Origin of the sequence: Intrasporangium calvum, from assembly GCF_028446585.1 — a bacterium.
Taxonomy (GTDB): domain Bacteria; phylum Actinomycetota; class Actinomycetes; order Actinomycetales; family Dermatophilaceae; genus Intrasporangium; species Intrasporangium calvum_A.
Window position 1 is genome coordinate 1 of sequence record NZ_JAPFQL010000063.1, and the last position, 16,413, is coordinate 16,413.

The 16,413-nt window shown below is 67.0% G+C and carries 13 protein-coding genes; 6 read left to right on the top strand and 7 right to left on the bottom strand.

Annotated features, from left to right (window positions below; all coding sequences use genetic code 11):
- Positions 1–33 precede the first annotated feature (33 nt).
- Complete coding sequence (gene pruA / locus OO014_RS13875) at positions 34–1,662, bottom strand: L-glutamate gamma-semialdehyde dehydrogenase (protein WP_272462916.1); 1,629 nt, start codon at positions 1,660–1,662, stop codon at positions 34–36.
- Between the two features lie 49 nt (positions 1,663–1,711).
- Positions 1,712–2,638 (bottom strand): proline dehydrogenase family protein, encoded by a 927-nt coding sequence (locus OO014_RS13880; RefSeq protein WP_272462917.1) that lies wholly within the window; start codon positions 2,636–2,638, stop codon positions 1,712–1,714.
- Positions 2,639–2,821: 183 nt separating this feature from the next.
- On the opposite strand from OO014_RS13880, the gene OO014_RS13885 reads away from it, so the two are divergent.
- From OO014_RS13885 to OO014_RS13910, 6 genes are all read left to right on the top strand, one after another.
- Positions 2,822–3,892, top strand: a complete 1,071-nt coding sequence (locus OO014_RS13885; RefSeq protein ID WP_272462918.1) for an LCP family protein — start codon at positions 2,822–2,824, stop codon at positions 3,890–3,892.
- Between the two features lie 159 nt (positions 3,893–4,051).
- Positions 4,052–5,305, top strand: coding sequence for a glycosyltransferase family 4 protein (locus OO014_RS13890; protein ID WP_272462919.1), 1,254 nt, complete (start codon positions 4,052–4,054; stop codon positions 5,303–5,305).
- Positions 5,298–7,052 carry a glycosyltransferase family 4 protein gene (locus OO014_RS13895; RefSeq protein WP_272462920.1) on the top strand — a complete coding sequence of 585 codons (1,755 nt, stop codon included), beginning with the start codon at positions 5,298–5,300 and terminating at the stop codon, positions 7,050–7,052. Before OO014_RS13890 ends, OO014_RS13895 begins: the two co-directional genes overlap by 8 nt.
- A complete protein-coding gene (locus OO014_RS13900; protein ID WP_272462921.1) occupies positions 7,042–7,950 on the top strand; it encodes an ABC transporter permease in 909 nt (302 codons plus the stop codon). The genes OO014_RS13895 and OO014_RS13900 overlap by 11 nt, the downstream gene beginning before the upstream one ends.
- Positions 7,943–8,905: an ABC transporter ATP-binding protein gene (locus tag OO014_RS13905; protein ID WP_272462922.1), complete on the top strand. Its 963-nt coding sequence runs from the start codon at positions 7,943–7,945 to the stop codon at positions 8,903–8,905. Before OO014_RS13900 ends, OO014_RS13905 begins: the two co-directional genes overlap by 8 nt.
- Before the next feature lie 7 nt (positions 8,906–8,912).
- On the top strand, positions 8,913–9,659 hold the full coding sequence (locus OO014_RS13910; protein ID WP_272462923.1) for a DUF6270 domain-containing protein: 747 nt from the start codon (positions 8,913–8,915) through the stop codon (positions 9,657–9,659).
- Positions 9,660–9,808: 149 nt separating this feature from the next.
- Here OO014_RS13910 and OO014_RS13915 read toward each other — a convergent pair whose 3' ends face one another.
- From OO014_RS13915 to OO014_RS13935, 5 genes are all read right to left on the bottom strand, one after another.
- The gene (locus OO014_RS13915; RefSeq protein ID WP_272462924.1) at positions 9,809–11,524 is read right to left on the bottom strand and encodes a hypothetical protein; all 1,716 of its coding nucleotides are present in this window, start codon (positions 11,522–11,524) and stop codon (positions 9,809–9,811) included.
- Entirely contained in the window at positions 11,521–11,919 is a 399-nt protein-coding gene (locus OO014_RS13920) for a hypothetical protein (protein ID WP_272462925.1), read from the bottom strand. Before OO014_RS13920 ends, OO014_RS13915 begins: the two co-directional genes overlap by 4 nt.
- Complete coding sequence (locus OO014_RS13925) at positions 11,912–13,051, bottom strand: glycosyltransferase family 4 protein (RefSeq protein WP_272462926.1); 1,140 nt, start codon at positions 13,049–13,051, stop codon at positions 11,912–11,914. Before OO014_RS13925 ends, OO014_RS13920 begins: the two co-directional genes overlap by 8 nt.
- A gap of 95 nt (positions 13,052–13,146) precedes the next feature.
- A complete protein-coding gene (wecC, locus tag OO014_RS13930; protein ID WP_272462927.1) occupies positions 13,147–14,391 on the bottom strand; it encodes a UDP-N-acetyl-D-mannosamine dehydrogenase in 1,245 nt (414 codons plus the stop codon).
- Between the two features lie 16 nt (positions 14,392–14,407).
- Entirely contained in the window at positions 14,408–16,300 is a 1,893-nt protein-coding gene (locus tag OO014_RS13935; RefSeq protein ID WP_272462928.1) for a glycosyltransferase family protein, read from the bottom strand.
- Positions 16,301–16,413: the final 113 nt, after the last annotated feature.

Here is a 16,413-nt window from a genome sequence, read left to right on the forward strand (position 1 = left end):
CGGCTCGCATTTCCCTGCCCGAACGGGGGCCGGTCAGCCCATGTGGGGGTAGCGGTGGTCCGTCGGCGGGACGAAGGTCTCCTTGATCGAGCGCACACTCGTCCAGCGCAGCAGGTTCTGCGCCGCGCCGGCCTTGTCGTTCGTGCCGGAGGCCCGCCCGCCGCCGAAGGGCTGCTGGCCGACGACGGCGCCGGTCGGCTTGTCGTTGATGTAGAAGTTGCCGGCCGCGAAACGGAGGCGGCGGGTCGCGTCGGCGATGACCCGGCGGTCCTGGGCGATGATCGAGCCGGTCAGCCCGAATGGGGCGAACCGCTCCATCTGGTCGAGCACACGGTCGTAGTCGGCGTCGTCGTAGACGTGCACTGACAGGATCGGGCCGAAGTACTCGGTGCGGAAGGACTCGTCGGTCGGGTCGCCGATCTCGAGGACGGTCGGGCGCACGAAGTAGCCGACGGAGTCGTCGTACGTGCCGCCCGCGACGACCTCGACGCCGTCCGTGGCGTGCGCACGGTCGATCGCGGACTTGTGCTTTGCGAAGGCGCGGTCGTCGATGACGGCGCCCATGAAGTTGGACAGGTCGGTCACGTCGCCCTGGGCCAGGCCGTCGGTGATCGAGACGAGGTCGTCCTTGATCAGCTTCCAGACCGACGCGGGGACGTAGGCCCGCGAAGCGGCGGAGCACTTCTGGCCCTGGTACTCGAACGCGCCGCGGATCATCGCCGTGCGCAGCACCGCCGGGTCAGCGCTCGGGTGGGCGAGGATGAAGTCCTTGCCGCCCGTCTCGCCGACGAGGCGCGGGTAGGTCCGGTAGCGACCCAGGTTGGCACCGACCTCGCTCCAGAGGCGCTGGAAGGTCGGGGTCGAGCCGGTGAAGTGGATCCCGGCGAGGTCCGGGTCCTGGAGGGCAGCCGTGGACACGTTGATGCCGTCGCCGGTGAGGAGGTTGATGACGCCGGGCGGCATCCCGGCCTCTTCGAGCAGCTCCATCGTCAGGGAGGCGGCCAGCTGCTGGGTGGGGCTCGGCTTCCACACGACGGTGTTGCCCATCAACGCGGGAGCGGTCGGCAGGTTACCCGCGATGGCCGTGAAGTTGAACGGTGTGATCGCGTAGACGAAGCCCTCGAGCGGCCGGTAGTCGGAGCGGTTCCAGACTCCCTTGGAGTTGAGCGGCGGCTGCTCCTGCAGGATCTGGCGCGCGAAGTGGACGTTGATCCGCCAGAAGTCGATCAGCTCGCAGGCTGCGTCGATCTCCGCCTGGTAGGCCGTCTTGGACTGGCCGAGCATCGTCGCGGCGTTGAGCCGGGCCCGCCACGGGCCCGCCAGCAGCTCGGCCGCCTTGAGCAGGATCGCCGCCCGATCGTCGAAGGACAGCTCGCGCCACTCGGGAGCCGCGGCCTTGGCGGCGTCGACGGCGGCCTGGCCCTCCTCGACTGTGGCGTTGCGCAGCGTGCCGAGCACCTTGGCGTGGGCGTGCGGCTGGCGCACCGAGATCTCCTCGCCGGCCCCGGTGACGCGCTCGCCGCCGATGACGTGCGGGAACTCGGCCTGCGTCGATCCGAGCTCTGCCAGAGCTGCCTCGAGGTTGGCTCGCTCAGGGGATCCGGGGGCGTAGTCGAGGACCGGCTCGTTCACCGGTGCGGGGACGTGGGTCACTGCGTCCATGGGTGGGCGTTCTCCTTGGTGCTGGGGGCGAGGGAGGTTGGGGTGGTGCTCAGCGCGCGATGAGCCCGCGCAGGAAGAAGCCGACGTTGGCCGGCCGCTCGGCGAGGCGCCGCATGAAGTAGCCGTACCAGTCCTGGCCGTAGGGCAGGTAGACGCGCATGCGCCGGCCTGCGGCCACCTGGCGGTCCTGCTCGGCGGTGCGGATGCCGTAGAGCATCTGCAGCTCGTAGGCGTCCTCCCCACGGCCGTGCAGGGCGGCGAGCCGGATCGCCTCGTCGATCATCGTCTGGTCGTGCGAGGCCACCATCGGGTAGGCCCCCTCGGCGAAGAGCACGGCGAGGCAGCGCCGATAGGCCTCGTCGACCTCGGCCTTGCGCACGTGGGCGACGGTGCGCGGCTCACGGTAGGCGCCCTTGACGAGCCGGACGCGCGAGCCGGGGTGGGCCAGGTCCCGCACGTCGGCCTCGGTGCGGAAGAGCGCGGACTGGACGACGGCACCGACCCAGGGGAAGTCGCTGCGCAGGGCCGCCAGGATCGACAGCGTCGAGTCGACGGTCGTGTGGTCCTCCATGTCGAGGGTGACGGTCGTCCCGGCAGCAGCTGCCCCCTCGCAGATGGCCCGGGCGTTGTCGAGCGCCAGCCGGCCGCCCTCTCCCGGCAGCGCCTGACCGAGCGCCGAGAGCTTCAGGGAGACCTCGGCTGAGCCCGCCAGACCCTCGTCCGCGAGCCGCACGAGCAGTGCCACGTAGGCATCGCGGGTCGCCTCCGCCTGGGCGCGCTCGGTGGTGTCCTCGCCGAGGTGGTCGATGGTGACGAGCAGACCCCGCGCAGCGAGGGCGCGAACCGCGGCCAAGGCGTCGGGCGCCGCCTCCCCAGCAACGAAACGGTCGACGAGCGACCGGGACACCGGTGACGTCGAGACGACGTGGCGGACTCGAGGTGACCTCGAAGCGGCGAGCAGGGCGGGACCGAGCATGGGCGGGCTCCTTGACGAAGGTGGACGCAAGGACCCTAGGTCGCCACCCACAACAGGGTCATCGGCCATCCGTACGGATTCGGCGCAGGCTGAGTCAGACATTCGTCCAGGCACCGGCGGGCCGCACCCGGATCCAAGCCATTGGACAGAGCCGCACACTCCCGTCTCCTACACTGGCGACTCGTGTCCACCTATGGCCCTCCCACGACGCCCGACAACGCCGGCTACGCAGACCCCGAGGATGGCGACGACCTCCTCGGCGGACGCGGCAGCCGCCACGATTCGCAGCGCCGGCAGCGAGAGAAGCGCCGCAACCGGAAGGTCCTCGTGGCCGCCCTGATCCTGCTCCTGGTCCCCGTGCTCGCGGTGGGTGGCTACCTGGTCTGGCTCAATCAGATCGTGTCGTCCAACATCAAGCAGGAGCAGCTGCTGCCTGACGTGCCGGGGCCGACGAACGACGCCGGCGAGGCGATCGAGCAGCCGGCGGGCAACGGGACGAACTACCTGATCATCGGCAGCGACGCGGGCCCGGGTCGCTCCGGGTCCCGGTCCGACGTGATGGTCCTGGTCCACGTGCCGGAGGACAAGCACAACGTCACCCTGATCCACTTCCCGCGCGACCTCTATGTGTCGATCCCGGACAACGGCAAGAACAAGCTCAACGCCGCGTTCGCGTTCGGCGGCTCCCCGCTGCTGGTCCAGACGATGCAGAACATGCTCGGGGTCGAGATCGACCACGTCGCCATCGTCGACTTCGAGGGCTTCAAGCGGATGACCGACGCGGTCGGCGGTGTCGACGTCAACGTCGAGGAGGGGTCGACCGGCAACGGCGTCACCTTCACCGAGGGCATGATGCACATGGACGGGGAGACGGCCCTGATCTTCGTGCGGCAGCGCAAGCAGCTCAGCGAGGGTGACATCTCGCGTGGCCGGCGCCAGCAGGCCTTCATCAAGGCCCTCATGCTCAAGACCCTGAGCAAGGAGACCCTGACCAACCCGATCCGGCTCAAGGACTTCATCGACGCGGCCACGAGCAACCTCATCGTCGACCAGGACCTCGACGTGGGCACCATGCGGTCCGAGGCGTTCGCGATGAAGGGCCTGCGCGGCCGCGACGTCCGCTTCATCACGGCGCCGTTCTCCGGCTTCGGCACGAGTCCCGAGGGGGCGTCGATCGACATCGTCGACGAGGCCGGCATGGACGCGCTCGGTGAAGCCCTGCGCAACGACACGGTCGACGACTACCAGGACTGACGCCGCCGCGGCCGGATGGTCACAAGATGGCCATTCGTTCGCCAGACAGTCGAACAGCTTGCCCGGTTCCGGTACCCTCCCTCCGAGGGTCCCGGCTCAGGGGGCCACAGGGGAACCAAGAGACTGTCACGTGTCGCCGTACGTAACTCACACTCGCACATGAGGATCCTGCTCCTCACGCACAACTACGAGCCGGAGCTCGGAGCACCGCAGCAGCGATGGGGCGCTTTCGTCCGACGCTTCCGGGACCGCGGCCACCATGTGACCGTCATCACTCCCCCGCCGCACCAGCCGCGCGAGCTGCTCATCGACGACTCGGCGTATCCGCAGCCCGGCCAGGTCCATCTGGGCCGTTATGGCGAGGTCGTCCACCGCGCCCACTTCCGCACCCAGGGCCATGCCCTCGGCACGCGCATCGTCGACCAGGTGGTCACGGCGGCTGACACGACCCGGCTGGCCGTCCAGCGCCTGCACCGGCACCGGCCGGACGTCGTCGTCGCCACGGCACCCGCCATCCCGACGCTCGGCTCGGGAGCCGTCGTCGCGGCCACCCTGCGCGCGCCGCTCGTGACCGAGATGCGCGACGCGTGGCCGGACCTGCTCGCCGTGGCGGACGAGTGGGACGAGGACGTCGTGCCTCCGGGGCGCGCCCGGGCGATGCTCCACTCCCAGCTCATCAAGGCCGCCAGCATGGGCATGTCGACGATCCAGCGCCGCTCCGCCGCGGTCATCACGACGACCGACACCTTCGCCGAGACGCTGCGCGGTCGCGGCCTGCGCGAGGTCCACGTCATCCGCAACGGCGCGCACCCGGTCCCCCGCTACCCGCGGCACCTTCCCCGCGTGCCGGACGGTGAGCTGCACGTCCTCTACCTCGGCACGGTCGGCCGGGCCCAGGGCCTCGGCCAGGCGGTCATCGCGGCGCGTCAGGCCCACAACGCCGGCGTCCCGATCCGACTGCGCATCGTCGGCGCCGGCGCGGAGTACGACGCGGTCGCCGAGATGGCCGACAAGGGCGACGTGCCGATCGAGATGGTGGGGCAGGTGCCGCGGCAGGACGTCGCCGAGCACTACGCCTGGGCCGACACGCTGCTCGTCCACCTGCGGCCCTGGCCGGCCCTGTCGGTGACCGTCCCGTCCAAGCTCTACGAAGCCATGTCGATCGGGCTGCACATCACCGGTGTCGTCGACGGCGAGGCGGCCCGGATCATCCGCGAGACCCGCGCCGGCACGACCCTGACCCCCGGCGACCCCAACTCGCTGGCCGAGACGTGGGCCAAGCTCGTCGCCGACCCGAGCGGCCTGCTCATCGGTCCGGAGCCGAGCCGCTGGACGCAGGTCCACGCCGACGACGACAGCCTGGCCACGCGCTACCTCGCGGTCCTCGAGCGGATCGCGAGCCGGCGTGGCTGACCGCTCCACCTCGGTCCGCACGGCCACCCGCAACCTCGTCCTGCTCGGTCGCACCGCAGTGCGCCACGCGCAGGACGACCCGATGCTCCTCGCCGTGCAGACGCTGCGCCGGCTGCCGGCTCCCGTCCGCACCCGAGTGGCGTCCGCGCTGCTGTCCGGCGGGTCGCCCACGTCGGTGCGGCACGCCCTCGCGCACTTCCTCGCCGACCACCCCGCCGACGCCCGACGGTCGCTGGCCGGGGCCGAGCCCAGCTCGCGGGTCGCCAGGCGGGTCGGCGCCGAGATCGACATCGTCCTCGGCGGCACCGCCCCGGTCGACGCCACTCCCCTGCTCCGCGCGCGTTCCGCCTGGGCACGGGGTGAGGTCAGCGAGGCGGCCACCGTCGCTGCCACGTCGCCGCGACGCGGCGGTCAGAGGTATGCCGCTGTGCTCGCTTCCGAGCGCGACCTCCTCACGCCGGGGTTCCGTCTGCCAGCCCGCCCGGCGAGGTCAGTGGCGTCGGGGAGCGAGCTCAGCGGCATACGGCCGCTTCATCTGCTCATCAACTCCCTGCCGTGGACGCAGTCCGGCTACTCGCTGCGCAGCCACGCGATCCTGAAGGCGCAGGCCGCGGCGGGGATGACCGTCGAGGCGATGACGCGGATCGGCTACCCCGTCGTCGTCGGCCTGCCGCACGCGCGTGACGTCGACGTCGTCGACGGGATCACCTACCGCCGCGTCGTGCCGCGAAGCCTCGCGGCGACCCCCGCGGAACGGCTCGAGCAGACGGTCGAGGCGGTCGTGGAGCGGGGGCGGAAGTTCGGCGCCACGGTGCTGCACACGACGACGCACTACCCCAACGCGCTCACCGCGCAGGCGGCCGCCGAGTCGCTCGGGGTGCCGTGGGTCTATGAGGTGCGCGGGCAGCTCGAGAAGTCGTGGCTCGCCCGGAGGCCACCGGAGGACCAGGCGCGCGCCGCGACGAGCGAGCGCTACCTGCTCGCTCGCGCCCGGGAGACCGAGATGGCACTCGCCGCGGACCACGTGGTGACCCTGTCGACGGCGCTGCGCGACGACCTCGTTGCCCAGGGTGTGCCGGCGGAGCGGATCTCCCTCGTGCCCAACGCGGTGGACGCCGCGCTGCTGGACCGCTCGGAGACGCCCGTGGAGGCTCGCGCGGCGCTCGGGCTCCCCGAGGACGGCTTCTGGGTCGGCTCGGTCTCGTCGATCGTGGACTACGAGGGCTTCGACGTGCTCGTGCACGCGGTGGCGCTGCTCCGCTCAGAGGGGCTGCCGGTGCGCCTGGCAATCGCGGGGGACGGCGTGGCTCGGCCGGGGTTGAGTCGGCTGGCGGAACGCCTCGGCATCGCGGACGCCGTCGTCCTGCCCGGGCGGGTGCCGCCGTCGGAGGCGGTGCGGTGGCACCAGGCGCTGGATGCCTTCGTCGTGCCCCGCCTCGACACCGAGGTGTGCCGCACCGTGACGCCGCTCAAGCCCATCGAGGCCATGGCCCTGGGACGACCGGTCGTGGCCTCCGACCTGCCGGCGCTGGCAGAGGTCGTCGAGTCGCCCGGGACCGGGCTCGTGGCCCCTGCTGGCGACGCTTCGGCGCTCGCTGCAGCCCTGTCCCGACTGGCAGCCGACGCGGACCTCGTGGCACGGTTGGGTGCTGGCGGTCACCGTTTCGCCCGGACCCGGACGTGGGCGGCGCAGGCCGAGACCTATCGGGCGATCTATGAAGGGCTGGGGGTGGCACGTGGCTCGTGAGTCGCAGCGTCGTCCGCACCGGCGCTCGCCGCTCGACGAGGTCGACGTCATCAACCTGGAGCGGGTCGACATCAGCCGGCTGTCGCCCGTGGGCGTCCGGCCCACCTTGGGCCGCTACCTCTGGGGCCTGCACCAGCGGCGCCACTTCATCTGGGCCGACTCACGGGCGCGCGCCTTCTCCGGCAACAAGGACACGATCCTCGGCAACCTGTGGCTCATCGGGCGCCCGATCCTCGACGGTTTCGCGTTCTACATCATCTTCGGGGTCATCCTCGGCACGAGCCGGGGCGTCGAGAACTACATAGGCTTCCTGCTGGTAGGCGTCTTTCTCTTCTCCTTCGTCTCTCGCTCACTGACCGGCGGCGCCGGGGTCATGAAGGCCGGAAGCAACCTCATCAAGGCGTTCTCGTTCCCCCGGGCCGCGATTCCCCTGGCTCTGCTCATCCGCGAGACCCTGTCGATGATCCCGGTCATCGTCACGATGCTGCTGATGATCACCGTCATCCCCCCGCATGCCGTGATCACCTGGCGTTGGGCGCTCTTCCCCGTCGTCTTCGTCATGCTGATGATGTTCAACGCCGGGCTGATCTTCTATGCCGCCCGCCTTACGAGTGCGATCCCCGACCTCAAGCACGTGCTCTCGTTCATTTCCCGCTTCTGGCTCTATGGGTCCGGTGTGATGTTTTCGTTGGACCGCTTCATCACCCACCCGACGATGCTCGAGATCGTCCAGCTCAACCCGGCCTACTGCGCCATCGAGCTGTCCCGCGAGCTGCTCGTCTATGGCACGACGCCGGATCTGAAACTGTGGTTCACCCTCGGTGCGTGGGCGGTTGTGACGCCCCTCTTCGGCTTCCTCTACTTCTGGCAGGCAGAGGAGGAGTACGGCCGTGCCTGACGTCAGCGAGAACACCGGTCGGCTAGAGCTGCCCGAGGGCTTCCCGGAGGAAACCCCGAAGAAGGGCATCGAGGTGCCCATCGGCGAGCCGACCGTCATGGTCCGCAACCTCTCAGTCCACTACCGCGTGCCGACGAGCGACAAGAGCGGCGGCGGCCGGGGTCCCGTGGGCCGCGCCCTCAGGAGCCTCGGCTGGTCGCGGCAGGTGACCGTCAAGGCGGTCCGCAACGTCACCTTCGTCGCTCGCTCCGGCGAGTCCATCGGCGTCGTCGGCCACAACGGCTCCGGCAAGAGCACTCTGCTCCGGGTCATCGCGGGCCTGGAGACACCGACGCGCGGGACGGTCTTGGCGTCGGCCACTCCCTCCTTCCTCGGCGTCAACGCGGCTCTCATGCCAGAGATGTCGGGGATGGCCAACGTTCGGCTCGGCCTGCTCGCCATGGGGAAGTCGCCTCGAGAGGTGGAGGCTGCGATCCCTGATGTGGTCGACCTTGCTGGCCTGGGTGACTCGATCCACCTGCCGATGAAGACCTACTCCTCCGGCATGGGCGCGCGGCTGCGCTTCGCCATCTCTGCCTCAGCCCGGCCGGAGATCCTGCTGATCGACGAGGCGCTGGCGACGGGTGACGCGGCGACCAAGGAACGCAGTGAGGCCCGGATGGCCGAGATCCGCCGCGAGGCCGGCACGATCTTCCTGGTGTCGCACGCGGCGCAGACGATCGAGGAGATGTGCACCCGGGCCATCTGGCTGCACAAGGGCGAGATGGTGCTCGACGGGCCCGCCTACGAGACGGCCCGTGCCTACCGCTGGTGGGCTTGGAACATCTCCAAGGGCGAGCACGACAAGGCCGAGAAGCTGCTCGCCGACGCACGCGCCCAGCTCAAGTTCACGCACGTCGCGGTGCACGACAGCACCTCGAAGCGCTACATCCCCCGCCACCGGCCCTCGATCTGAGCGGGCCGTGATCAGAACCTTCATCTATGGCAGTTGCGTCTCGCGCGACACCTTCGAGTTCCTCGACAAGGGCGAGTTCTCTCTGCTGCGCTACGTCGCCCGCTCGTCGTTGGTCAGCGCCTTCTCCCCGCCTGGGCCGGTCCCCCTGACCGAGGGCCATGGGCTCTCGCCCTTCCAACTCCGCCAGGTGGAGACAGACGCGGAGTCGGGCCTGCTCCCGCTCCTGCGCGAACACGCGGATCGCATCGACCTGCTCCTCTGGGACCTGGTCGACGAGCGCCTTGGCTTCTACGAGAGCAGCGACGGGCACGTCGTCACCGACTCCGTCGAGCTCCGGAAGGCCGGAGCACACGCAGCTCTGGACGGGTACCGCCAATACGCCTTCGGTTCCCGCCAGCACCTCAAACGCTTCCGTGCAGCCCTGACCCCATGGCGCGAGTTCCTGGAGGAGCGGAACCTGCTGCATCGTCTCGTGGTCGTCGCACCGCCCTGGGCCGAGATTGATGCCGACGGCTCTCCCGCGCCAGCCAGCTTCGGCCTCACCGGAGCCGGCGCCAACCAAACAGTCGCTCAATACCTGGATGCCCTCCAAGGCGCCTCGTTCCAACAGGTGATCGGCCGAGAGCTAAACGTCCGAACAGACAAGAACCACAGATGGGGTGCGGCCCCGTTCCATTACACCCCCGACATATACGATGCGCTAACTTCGGCGGTGGAGGACATTTGCGCATCCCAAGCGCCTCGACGCAACTGAAACCGCCTCTCGACAAAGCGGCGACTTCCAACCGCACTCATTAGGCAACCCCACGTCCCACCATCTTCTCGTCATCGAGCCACCCCAGGAACGCAGTCTATCCACGTGCAGGGGTCCCTCCATTCGCGAGCACCTCCCAGCCGAGGCTGCTACCTCTTTCGTTTGGCGCGCGCCTTCCACAATCTCACCTGAAGTGACCCCAGACGAGATTTTCGCAGCGCCTTCAAACGTTGAGCCGCGATGTCACGCTGCGCCTGTGCATGCGTCAGCTTCTTGCGAAGTCCGGCGACTTCGGCCTCCAGTGACTTCACAGACCTCTTGAGGTCCCGAACCTTGTCTGCATCCCTAGAGCCTGACGGGACGGGGTCATCTACATGGAGAGCAGGCAGCACGGCTGGGACTCGATCTATTGCTGACCGGTGCGCGGCCCGTTCGAACGCCAGATCGAGCAGACCGAGCCCAATTGCTCCAGGCTGCGCCTCACTCTCCGAGATGCCAGCACTCCAATCAATTCGTACATAGGGTCCAAGGCGTTGCACCTCACCCGACCGGTGTGCCATCTCGAACAGTTCCCCAGCGGTAACATGGCGAAGATCGGCTACAAAGGAGGCCACAGGATCCTGGGGACTCCCATTCCTTGAGAAGCTGAGTGACGTCTCCAGAGCATACGGTCGCGCCTTCTCCCCGACTAGATCCATCAGAACTGGGGTGAACCGTTCGGCAGCTGCCGAGTACGTAAAATCCGCGGCAAGGCTCGCGGTTCGCGCGGACGCCTCCTGGTACGCGTCCACATCGCGATTAGCTAACAGCAGTGCCCCAACAAAGTCTGACATCGATTCCGCGAAGAATGGGTAGTCGTCACCAAGCAGCTTTCGATGCATCTCCGTGGGATTTACGATAGATGGCCTTCCCAAGGCGCCATACTCAAGAACCTTGGTGGAAAGTTCTAAACTTTCCGACAGTCGCCCTGACCGCCAACTGATGCCGACATGGCTCGCCAATATAATCGCCCGAGCCGAATCCCGGCTCACCCCGCCATACCAACTTACCCCCTCACTGTTCTTAAGGAGGTATCGCACTTCAGGGATAAGCGTGGAGTACTCTGGATCGGGCCGGAAATGGTCACCCGCAACATGGAGCTCCAGCCCGCCTTCGACGAGGCGAGCTTCCCTGAAGCCAGCGATCATCTGAACTGGGTTCCAGTCTCGGAAGAACTTACCGGTATAGACGAATCGGCTTGCCGCCTCGGGGCGGGCAGCGGAAGCAACCTTGATCGGCGAATCCGGCACCATCGGGTAAAGGGTGACGATTCTGGGGTCCTCTCCATGGCCTCGCAGGAAGGCCGACAGCTCCTCGCGCATCTCGTCCGTTTGAGAGCAGAGGAGCACACCCTGCCGAGTGAGGCTGACGAGGTCCATGGCCAACTGCGCGGAGGCACCGGCGCTGTCGACGAACCCAGTTACATAGGCGAGCAAGTGAGGGCGAACAGACGGCTCAGCGTGGGACAGCGCTAGAGCACTCTCCGTATTCCTGACGACCACCGCGTCGTAACTGCCTGTACGCCAAGCTCGACCGAGCAGTTCCCCGGCCTCCAGCTCGGTCATGCCAGCGCCATCCAGCTGTCCGGCAAGCCCCATCTGAGGGAGTCCGTCAGCAAACGGATCGAGGACCCTCACATTCGGATAGTGAAGAACCTCCGAGATGACATCACGCCTCCGGAGTGGATTGCTCAACAAGAGATCGACCTCGATGCCGGGGTCAGAAGCAAGCATCGACGTGACTGCGGCCAGGAAGAAGGAAGAACCGTCGAGGACGTTCACATTTATGTGACCATAGACCAGGACTCGAATATTCTTCTCGATCACGATCGAACCCCTTGGGCGACGCGCGCGGACATGCAAATTGGTGTGGACTCGGGCTTCCCAGCGGGGATCGCATAGGCTTCGACCCGGTACCGACCCTCCGGCGCCACATCCCACGTATGCGTGTTGCGAAGGCTGCGAGAAGTGCTGTCGACCAACAGATCGTTGTGGAACAACTCGAACCAGTAGTAGGCGTGTGGCCCCTCTGTCAAGAACGTCGCAGTGACTGAATCCTGTACGCGTTCGACAACCACACGAACACCTGTCAGATCACCCCCGCGGCCGCGGTGCCGCGCGCTCTTTTCCATTGCGTCGGCGACGCCCAACATCATGGCCTCGAGCTCAGCTTCCAGATAGCGGTAGCGTGACTCCCACATTGCCGCCAGGTCCTCAGGCACGACGCACACCTCTTTGGATCAGGAGCAATTCCCGTTCAATGGTATTTCCCCGCCCACACGAGGCCCTCACCGACTCAGTTGCCGCGGCTGAGAGTCGGAGATAGAGCTCGGGGTTGAAGTAGAGGCGCTCGACTTGGTCAGCAAGCGCGATCGCATCCTCGGACGGGGCAAGCAGTCCGGACACGCCATCCGCAACGAACTCAGAGATAGCCGACACGTCGGTACCGACGGGCACCAGGCCAGAACTCATGGCCTCGCACATAGAAACACCTTGGGAGTCGAACCTGGTAGGGGTGAGAAAAATGCCATGCTCGCCGTGCACATTCGGAATTTCGGCTTGGGCGAGGAAGCGGTTGTGAATGGCCACGTTGTCGAAACCATCGAGCGGGGCGATCGTTTCATGGAAGAGGGCACCCTCTCCATAGAGCGTGAACTGCAGTCGGCTGAAGTATGGGCGCGTCGCGAGTTCTTGTATAGCTTTCACCGTGAGGTCGTTCGCGTACTTGCGCGAGGCATACGGCCTGATCGAAAGGATCTTGAGTCTGTCGTCCTCGAGCTTTGGCCTATACTCGAATATCTTGTCGTCGATGAAGTTTGGAATCACCTCACCGTGCGACAGTTCTACGCCAGCATCTGGCTCTACGACGAAGTTTTGAAACCACTTCGACACGTTTACGATCCTGAGGTCGAGCGAGTCGTCTGTATACAGTTCCCGCATGAATGCCAACTGCGCATCATAGTACTCACGCTTCTTGCGGACTGCTGCCCTGATCGTCGCTGGGTCCGACACGAAATTGAACCAGCGACGATGCCAACTCTCGGCCTCGAAGCCATGGATCCAAATGGTGATCGGCGAAGTCACCGAATTTGTCCGCAACGGGCGAACCATGCTGGGCGTAGCGAAATGGATCATGTATGAGTCGTAGGAATTCTCACCAATGTGTCGCTCATATGCCCTGGCGTCTCCAACAACAACACGGACGCCCTCATACTCATACTCATACGATTCGGTCGCCGGCGGGTGCAGGTAGAAGACCTCCGTCTCGACTCCTGCCTCTCGGTATGCCAGCACTCTGCGATGGAGGAACCCGTTCCGGTAGATGGCAGCTTCGCTCGGGTAAGCGTTGGCCACCAGCAAACCTCGGAAGCGACTTGGTGTCGACGAGGACGGTTGGCGCCATTCGATCAGTTGGAAATCGGTCTCTTCCCGCTCGTGCAGCGGCCCCATCAGCGCCAGACCCCTCGAGTGTCGATGATTGCCTTTTCGGCTAGAGCGGCCCTATCGAGGAGCTTGAACTCCTTGTGATCGACCAGGAGCACGACGACATCGGCCGATTCGACAGCGGCAAGCGTGTCCTCGAGAACAACGTTCTCGAATGCCGTGAGTGAGGTGGGCAGCTGCTCCACGTTGGGCTCGACCGCCAGGATCTTGGCGTGCGGCAGACGCTGCGCGAGCTGCTTGGTGATCTCGAGCGCGGGGGACTCCCGCAGGTCGTCGATGTCCGGCTTGAACGCTAGCCCGAGAGCCGCGATGACCGGCTCCTTGAAGCGGTCGGCCCGTTCGATGACGCGCGAGAGCACCACCTCCGGCTTGTGGTCGTTGACCTCGCGGGCCGTGCGGATCAGCCGCGCATCCTCGGGGACTGCGCTCACGATGAACCAGGGGTCAACGGCGATGCAGTGGCCGCCAACGCCGGGTCCGGGCTGCAGGATGTTGACGCGGGGGTGCTTGTTCGCCAGCTCGATCAGCTCGAACACGTCGATGCCAAGCCGCTCGGCAATGATGGAGAGCTCATTGGCGAAGGCGATGTTGACGTCGCGGAACGAGTTCTCCGTGAGCTTCGCCATCTCCGCCGTGGTGGCGTCCGTCAGGTGCATCTGGGCCTGGCAGAAGATGCCGTAGAGGTCGCGAGCTCGCTCTGCGGCCTCACGCGTGAGCCCACCGATGATGCGGTCGTTCGTGACGAGCTCGATCATGACCCGGCCAGGCAGGACCCGTTCCGGGCAGTGGGCAAAGTGGACTACTGGCCGCTCATTCGTTCCATCGACAGAGAGGTCGGGGCGGGCGTCGAGGACGCGCTGTGCCATGTGCTCGGTCGTCCCGGGAGGAGACGTCGACTCCAGGATGAGAAGTTCTCCGCCACTCAGCTGGGGGATGATCGCGTCCGTCGCGGCGTCGATGTAGCTGAGGTCCGCCGCGTAGCCCTCCTTGAAGGGCGTCGGCACGGCGACGATGTAGGTGCCGGCCTTGGGCGTCTCCTTCTGAGCGCTGAGGAGGCCTTGGCTCACAGCACCAGCGACGTGGGTGGCAAGGTCCGGCTCGACGAAGGGCACCTCGCCACGGTTGACGGCGTTGACGTGACGATCGCTGACGTCGACGCCGACAACGCGCGTCCCGTTCGACGCCAGGATGGCAGCGGTTGGAAGGCCGATATAGCCCAAACCGATGACGGCCACTGTCTTGCTGGTCACGCTGTTTCCCTGTCTATCAGTTGAGGATGTGAGTGTCGGCGCTCGACTGCGCGAGAACCCTTCCGTTGGCCAGCAACTCTGCTGACGTAGCACCCCAGGTGTGGGTGCCGGCGTTGGTGTCTCGGACCTGGATGAAGCCGAAGCGGTCCGCTGAGTAGATCTGTGCCCCTGCGTCGCTGATCCCCCGCAGGAAGCCGGTGTCCTCTCCCCTGCCAAGCTCGGGGAAGGGATGAGCCAAGGCCACGTCGCGGGAGGTCACGATGGTCGGTCCCATGACGAAGTCGGTGAAGCGGTGCTCCCGCTCGGGGAAGCGCACGATCGTCAGGTCCTCGGCCTTCAGGTACATGTGGTGCGCCTGCTTGCCCACGACCGCCGCACCGGAGTAGTCGAGGGCGTTGAGCTGGTCGCGCAGGTAGTGAGGGCCGTAGAGGTCGTCGTCGTCGATCTTGGCGACGACGTCTCCCGAGGCCGCCGTGACCAGACGGTTCAGGCACGCTCCCAAGGGCAGGTCCGATGGCGCCTCAATGGCCACGAGGTTGGCGATCCCGAGTGCTTTTGCCTTGTCTCGCACGGTGGCCGCGCCGTCGAAGCCGTGGGTCAGCACGACCACCTCGAGGTCGACGTCCTGCTGGGCAGCGAGCGTCGAGAGGACATGGTCGAGCTGGTGCGGGCGGTTCGTCGAGACCAGGGCGCTGACCGTGGGCCGCTTAACCTGGTGCGTGGCGAGCCCGACGCCGGCGAGAACGTCGTCCACACGGCGGGTGTACGTGTGCTCCGCCCAGATGCGCCGTTGGCCGCGGTGCACCATGCGGTCGCGCAGCTCTGGGCTGTTCCACAGCGCCCGAAGCGTCCACTCGGCCTCCTGCTGCTCCGAGACCTGGATGACCTCATCGCCGGGGAAGAACTCCCCGATCGCGGCGCTCGGCGTCGACACGACCGGCGTGCCGCAGGCGGTGATCTCGAAGATCCGTCGCGCGCACATGCTCGGGGACCCGACGACCGAGTTCACATTGAGGAAGACCTTGTAGCCGCGGTAGGCCGAGAGCGTCTGCTCGTAGGACAGCGACCCCACGACGCGGTCACCCAGCGAACCGGGGAACTGGTAACGGTCGTCGTGCCCCAGGAAACGGGAGAAGATCTCCAAGCCCAGCGGCATACGGGAGGACACTCGCTCGGCCGCCCCGAGGAGGAGGTCCATCTGCTCGCGTCGCTCGGGGTACTTGTGCGCGAAGTACATGCCGGCGAAGGCGATGTCGCGGGCTTGGTGGCCCTTGGTCGGGCGGATCGGGTTGTGGATCGACTGCTGCGCTGCGAAGGGCAGCACACCGACGCGCGAGTGGCCCAGGTCCTCCACGTAGGACGGGATGCGCTCCGAGTCGGTCGTCCACACGTGGTCGAAGATCTTGGCCGTGTCGAGGAAGTCCTCGTAGTGGACCGGGTCCTCCTTGTTCCAGAAGACCGTGGGGACCCCCTGCTCACGGCACCACGACACGAGCTCACGCAGATCGGGGCTCGGAGCCTTCGAGCCCGTCAGCGCGTACTGCCACGCGTCGCCGTTGCCGTGCCACGCCGACTCGACGAAGAGCAGGTCGATCGGACGCGGCTGGAGCACCTGGTCTCGCCAGGCCCGGGGTGTCAGCTCGACCTGGTCCCACTCGTAGCGGAAGGCCAGCCGACTGAAGTCGTCGAGGATGACCCCCACCCGCAGGTCCGGTCGCCGCGGCGGGCGGTCCGGCAGCGGCCAGGCGGGGAACTCCGGAGCGCCGAGAACCTGCTGCCCGTTGAAGTTGACGGGCCGACCGAAGAGGTCACGCCGCCGAGCCCAGGTCCGCAGCTGGTTGACGCCGCCCTTGCGCAGGTGCCAGACAGCGGTGCGAGGGTCCGCGACAACCTCTCGGACAATGGACATGAGCACCCCTGACGCTGACAAGCGGGAGCACCCGCAGAGCGGGCCCAATGTACCCAACCGGCCCCTTCGGATGCACACCAGGCCACTGGCGTCCCCGGGCTGGGGCACAATGT